Genomic DNA, 7,071 nt, shown 5'->3' with positions numbered 1-7,071 from the left:
TGCTGGGCGAGACCACGTCGGTGGGCCCGCAGGCTCATCAGGCGGACGGCTACTCCAGCGTCACGCATGAGCTGGCGCACCTGGTCCACGACGCGCTGTCGGCGGACGACCGGGCGCAGATCGAAGCGGTGTGGGAGAACAAGCGGGCACGTGGTGCCAGTGTGCCGTGGCCCGACGGGGTGCGACTGGACCTGGACGGCCGACGGGTGGACAACTACGCCTCGACCAGCGCGGACGAGTACTTCGCCCAGCTGAGCAACGCCTACCTGGGGACCAACCACGGCACGGACGCGGCGACCGGCCGGCCCCGCAACAACGGGGCGGCGTACGTGCGCCTCCACGAGCGGGAGCTGCTGCCGCTGCTGGAGCGGCTGTACGGCACCGACCCGGGTGCGTACGGCACACCGGCGAACCCGGTGGCGGCGACCGCGGCCGACGACGCCGTGTACGGGACGTTCGTGGACGCCATGGCACTCACCGGACAGAGCGGGCCGTCCCAGGACACGGACCCGACGCAGGTCCCCCCGGCAACCGGCCGGTCGCGAGCGGCATCCGGAGCGGACGCCGGCCCGGTCCTCGACCAGGTCCGTTCCTCCACGGTCATGCTCGGGCAGGTCGCGGTGGGACGCGACTTCCTCGCCCGGTGGCCGGCCGCGACACTGGCCGGGCAGCCGCAGCAGTACCGGTGGTTGGAGCACACCATCGGCCTGTCGGGGAGGAGGGGGTACGCGCCGTCCGGTGTACCGAGTCCCCTGCCGCCCGCGCTGGCGGCGCGCACGACCTACCTGGTGCAGGCACGGCTGGCCCGGGACACCCCGAACCGGATCCGGGTGATCGACGCGGCCTCGGGTGAGCCGCGGCAGCTGACGTTCGCCGAGTTCGCCCGAGTGCTGGCCTCTGATCCGCACCTGACGCGGACCGACCCCGCGGTGCCGGTCGTGCTGCTGGTGCCGGACAGCCTCTCCCGGAACCTCGAACTGCTGCGTGCGGTGCGTGACGCGTTGGGACGTCCCGTGTGGGGACACACCGGGCGCCCGATGCTCATCGAGGAGGAGCCCAGCCGACTGGGAATCGGAGTGGGACTCGACGAGGGCCGGGGCGCCGGCCAGTGGATCCACCTGCCGGCGGACTCCCGAGGACCGGAACCGGAGTCCCCGGAACCGGTCCGGACCGTGGACGGGCAGCTGATCGACCCCGCCGACCTGGCCCTGCGTCCGTTCGCCGACTCCGAAGGCCGTCTCGCCGGACACCGTTCCATGGAGGAGGCGGAGTTCGCCTCGTCCTTCGAGCACCGGCTGCCCGGGGCGGTGCAGTCCGCGGACTACGACCACGTCCTGGAGATCTCGGACGGCGAAGCCGTGGTCACCGGGACCGCCCCGGTCCCGTGGGTCGGCCAGAGCCCCGGCCCTTACTTCCTGCTCGCCCACGGCCTTCCCGGCGCGGCCCAGCTGGTCACCGCGGGCGGACGCCGTGTCAACTTCTCAGGGCAGCAGGTCGGATTCCTGCTGCGGCGTCGCCGGTCCTTCACGGAACTGTTCCGGGGCAGCAGCGTCGCCGCCCTGGTCTGCCACAGTGCGCTCGCCCCGGGGGGATCGACCACCACCTTCGTCCAGGCCCTGGCGAACACCACGGGACGCACGGCCTACGGGTCGCCCAGCCGGGTGGCCCTCATGGAGGAGGAATCATGGCTCGCCATCCACAGCGACCGGCGGACCGGCGAGGCGTACACCTGGAAGGTGGCCGTCTCCGAGCCGCGTGACGTGGTGCTGGACGCGCTCGCCTACGACACCGGACTGCGCTCCCGGGGCCATGCGCTGACCGCGCAGGACCGGATCACGATGAGGAACGTCCTGCGCACGAGCCTGGACCTCCAAGGCGTCGGCGGGAGAGAGCGCCAGGCACTGCGCCCGCTGGCGGCGCTGGCGCGCCTGCACCAGGACGCCTATGTCGGCCGGACGAACGCCGAGCCGTTCGACAGGAACGTCGTCCGGGAGATCGCCCGCGAGGCGTACGACTGGGATGCCTCGGCGACGGTGTCCGACGACGATCTCGTACACCTGCTGCGCCTGATCGACGACCACGGGCCGTCCACTCTGGCGGACCTGCTCGCCCTCGGCCGCGCGAACGCCCCCGTGTTCCCCTCCGACAACGGTCTGGGGTTGTTCCTCGCGCCGGAAGGCCCGGCCGACAGCGACGACCGGCGCGGGACCGGAGTGCGCGGCGCGCCCCCCGGCTCGCGGAGGTCGTCCCAGGCGGCCGTCGCGGGACCGTCGGGCGGCACCCGCCCCCGGGGACAGACACTCGTGTCGTTGAGCCCGGCCGAAGCCCGGCGGCTCGCCACCGCCGCGGTCGACGCGGAAGCCGTCGCACTGACCGCCGACGGCCGGTACGAGCGGGACGCCGAATCCGAGCAGAAGTTCATCGACCGGGTCGCCCAGCGTCTGCTGGAGTTCGTGCCGCAGGCGCAGGCCGTGCGGCCCTTCGCCCCGACGGCCGAACTCGGCAGACTCTTCATGGAGATCGAAGCGGATGCGGTGGCGGACGTCCGGCCCGAGGTACTGCCGTACCTGGCCGAACAGCCCGACCTGCTCACCTCGGTCAGCGAGTCTCACGACCTGAGGAGAGCGGTTCTCACCCAGCCGCTCGCTTTCGCACAGCTCCTGCGCGCACACCCGAACGTCCTGCGGGAACTGGGCACCGGGGCGGCCAACGCGGACTTGTACGAGCACGCCGCGCTCCTGGTCCAGCACATGGACGTCGTCCGGGCGATGGAGAACGACGCGGAGCTGCGCCGGCAAGTCGTCAAGAGGATCACCCTGATCGGTGACCTCGGCGGCAAACTTGTCCTGATCCGTGCCGTCGCGGACAACGACTGGCTGGCGGACGCCGTCATCGTGTGCCCGCAACTCGGCGAGGCTTTGCGGACCGCCCCGGCGCCGATGGCCGCCGTCAGGACGCTGAGGAACAATCTCGCGCTGACCAGTGGCTTCGACAACTACCCGGACGCGGTTCCGGACGCGGACCAGGTCAGAAGCCTGCTGGGGAACACCGCCCTGGTGCAGGCGACGCACCGCTACCCGCAGCAGGTGCAGACTCTCTTCCGGGTCCCGGAGCTGCTGACGGCCGCCCGTAAGGACCCCGGCATCCTCCGTGTGCTGGACGGCGACCCCGCCCTGTCGGACGTGCTGCCGGAGAGCCCGGAGCTGGCACGGCGGCTGGCCGGGGCGCCGGAGCTGCTGCGGACCGCCTTCTCCAACCCCCGCCTGGCCGAGGCGCTGTCGTACGAACCGAACCGTTTCGACTCCGACCTGGGCGACGACGCACGACTCGGACAGCTCCTCGGCGAAGCCGTCCCGGAGATTCCCCGGAGGCCCGAAGTACCGTCAGGAGCCCTGCCGGCGCTCCGGCTCCTCGCCCACCCGAAGGTCTACGCCGCGGTCGCGCGGGACAAGGAGCTGCGCCAGACGCTCCTGGGCGAAGCGGGGCTGACCGAGACGCTCCTCGCCCACCCCGATCTGCTCCGGGCCCCCCACGAGTACCGCAGACTGCTGTCACAGCACTACGCCGATCTGCGGGAACAGGTCAGGCCGGGGTCTCCGCTGCTGGTCCCCGGACTGCTCCGGGGCCTGCTGCGGATGCCGAACGGCGGCGGGTCCGTCGTCGACGAGTTCACCACCTCCGACACCGTCGACGCGGGGCAGGACGACACCCGCCGGATCCTCGCGGACGCATTGACCGGAAGTCCCGCACTGCAGGCCGCGGTGCAGGCCGACACCGTCGTCCTGGGACTGGCCTTCAACTCGGCCGAGCAGCTGCATCAGATGGACATCGCCGGAATCGGGCAGGCGCTGCGCACCGAGGGCCGCCTTGCGGCGCTGCTCGACCGGAACCCCTTCGTCGTCCCGCTCCTCGTCAAGCGGACGCGGGTGTTGTCGGACCTGCTGGCCAACGATTCGGCTCTGCTGCAGCTGGCTCTGGCCGCGCGTGAGGTGATCGCCACGCTGCAGGAGACGCCGGACCTCCTCCCCCACGTGGTGGAGCGTCCCGCGGTGCTGCGTGCCCTCGCCGGCTACGAGAACGACGTGACTCCGTCCGCGCACTGGGCGAGGCTGTTCGAGGACCGTGCGCTGCTCGCGGCGCTGGACAGTGCGGACGGCCTGGCGGTGGTCAAGGCGCTGGCGTCCAGCCCGGATCTGTTGACGGACGCGCTGGCCCGGGACGGGTTCGTCGAGCGGGTGAAGGAGCCCGGCCGGCTGCAGGAGTACGTGGAGCTGAACCGGCGTTCCTCGAAGACCTTCGCCGAGGCGGTGCGCGCCGCCGGCGAGCCGAGCCTCACCAGGAGCGGCATCCGGATCGCCGCGGAGCCGGCTCTCGTCGCCAGGGCCGTCCTCGACTCCCCGGACCGGGTCGGCGCGGTGGTCGACTCCCTGGCCGTTGACGAGGCGACCCGGGACCGCTACCGCAGGGCCGCGGAGGCGGCGGTTGTCGCGTTGAAGGAGCGGCCCGAACTGCGACGCGCCGTCGACCGTGAGTTCGGCATCGTACTGGCGATGCTGACGAACAGTGAGATGACCGCGACGCTGCTGAAGCGACCGGCGCTGATCGGGTACCTGTCGGACCGCACCAAGGGTGCCCTGAACGCGGTGCACGACCGTCCAGAGCTGACCCGCGCGCTGCGCGAGAACGGCAGGCTCTACCTGCGTTTCATCAGCGACGCGTACCTGGTGCAGTCCATGACCGGGCCGACCTTCGGGCCCTTCGTCGAAGCCCTCGGGCGGAACCGCGAGTTCATCCGGGCCTACGAGACCGACAAACCGGTCGTTCTGAGCGATGACCCCGGAGCCTTCCTGCTCCGGACCAGTGAAGCGCTCGCCGCCGCCCTCGCGGACAACAAGGAGGTCGTGGCAGCTCTCGCTGAAAGCCCGGACCTGCTCGACGAGTTGTACGACCTGTTCCTGGACGACGAGGCGCAACCGGTGACAGGCCCGGAGTGGGAGGCGGTCGAGTCGGTGGCGCGGGCCGTGGTGTCCAGCACGACGGTGCTGAGGGCGCTGGGCGACCACGAGGAACTGCTGGGCACGCTGGCGGCGGGGCTGGAGTTCTCCCGTGTGCTGGCGGAGAACCCGGGCGCCCTGACCACCGAGGAGGACGTGGTCGGGCTGCTGCGGAACGAGCAGGTGGTGGCGGTCCTGAACGCCTACCCGCTGCAGGCCGGGGTGGTGTTGCGCACCGCGGGTCTGCTGCCGGTCGTGATGGAGACGCCCGCGCTGATCGAGGCGATGGCGGGGTCGGAGCATCTGACGGGTCTGCTGGGGCGGGCCGACGTGCGGAGCCTGTTGGCGGAGCGGCCGGAGGTGGCCGAGGACCTGGTGCGGATGCCCGAGCTGGTGGACGCGCTGGGCGGTCTGCCGGGGCTGGTGGAGGCCATGCGGCTGAAGCCGGCCGTGGCCGGGCTGCTGCGGGACAACCCGGGGCTGCTGGGCGTGGTGCGGGCGCGCCGGACCCTGGTCGACGACCTCGCGCGGGACACCGCCCTGTGGCGGGCGCTCAGCCGGGTTCCGGCGCTCTCCGAGGCGCTGTCGCAGTCCGCCCGGATGCTGCGGCACCTGCGACGGCGGCCCGTGCTGGTCGAGGCGCTGGCCTCGGATTCCGTGCCGGTGACCGTGTCCGGTGCTCAGCTGCTGGCGGTGCTGTCGGACGACGTGCTGACGGCGTTGCTGGACAGCCGGCCGGGGCTGGTCGGGGCGGTGCTGGGATCGCCGGAGCTGGCGGGCCGTGCGGTGGAGGACGGGGGCTTCGCCGACCGGGTGCGGATCCTCGCCCGTGACCGGGCGAAGTTCGATGAGGCGCTGCGGGAGCCGGGCCGGCTGCTCGCCGAGCTGGACCGGATGCGGGAGGCGTCCCGTACGGCCGGGACGGCCGCCGGCCAGGCTCCCCGTAAGGGAGCGTCCACCACGCCGGAGGCCTCCTCCCGCACGACCGCCGCCGCGGCGGGTGCCCGGAGTTCCGCGGACGCCGAGATACAGGCAGCGGTGCGCCGACTGCCCGCACTCAAGCCGCTGCAGCGCCACCATCGCGAGGTGATGGTGGCGCTGACCCGGGACGAGGAGGTCCTTAGCCTGCTGGACCAGGGGGATCTGCTGCGCCGCGTGGTGGAGTCGCCGGAGCTGGCGGCGCTGGTCGCGGCATACCCGGACCTGGCGGAAGAGCTGAAGTCGGCGGCCCGTGCCGAGGAGTTCCGTTTCGACCTCTTCCTGGCGCGGACCGCCCCGGCATGGGACCTGGAGCGGGACTTCGCGGCCTACGCGGAGCGTCTCGGTGCGCTGGACGTGCCGCTGCACGAGGAGTCGCGTCGCTTGGTGCGCGGCGCGGCGGAGCCGGCGTGGCGGGCCGCCGAGGTCGCGCACCGGGAGACGGCGGTGGCTGAGCAGCGGGCGCGTGAGGAGCGGCTCTCCGCCTTCCGCGCTCACCTGCCGGAGACGTGGGAGTACAGCGGGGAGGTCCGGTACGGCAACGGTCTGCACGCCGAGTCGTTCACGGGTGCGCAGCTCCGGGTGCTCACGGCTCTGTCCGAAGGCGGCAGTCGTCCTCGGGAGCGGGTGTTCGGTGCGAATCAGGCGGTGCACGCGCATCTGGACGGTGGCAGTGGTGGTGTGTCGTTCGCGTACGTGCTGGGCGGCGACGGCCGGGTCGGACTGCTGGCCTACGGGCTGAGTACGTCCCGTCAGGGCAACGACTACCGGTGGGACGGCAACGGCAGTACGTACATCTCCGGGCCGCTCCCTCTGGAAGCGGTCGAGGACGCCCCGGCGCTGCTCGCCTCCCAGGACCTCGTCACGCAGGCCGACACCCGCCGGGCCGCGGATCCGACCCGTAGCCCCAAACTGAGCAAGAAGGCAGCGAAGAGCGGTGGCCGTGCAGGGACGGGCGTGCGCGGCGCGCCGCCCGGCACGGGGGAGCACGCACCGTCGGGTGCGGGTGCGGGTGCCGGCGTGGTGGTGCCGGTGGCGGTGGAGCCGTTGGGTGCGGGTGCGCTGGTGGAGCGGTTGCTGGGTCTGCCCGGGGAGGCGT

The 7,071-nt window shown here is 72.4% G+C and carries 1 protein-coding gene; it reads left to right on the top strand.

The window, feature by feature from the left end; all coding sequences use genetic code 11:
- On the top strand, positions 1 to 7,071 hold a 7,071-nt coding region (locus tag ACWCSV_RS34345; protein ID WP_451149155.1), incomplete at both ends, for a hypothetical protein.

Source organism: Streptomyces sp. NPDC001770, assembly GCF_053596135.1.
Note: the sequence above shows the minus strand (reverse complement) of the source record. Positions and strands in the feature narration are given on the sequence as shown.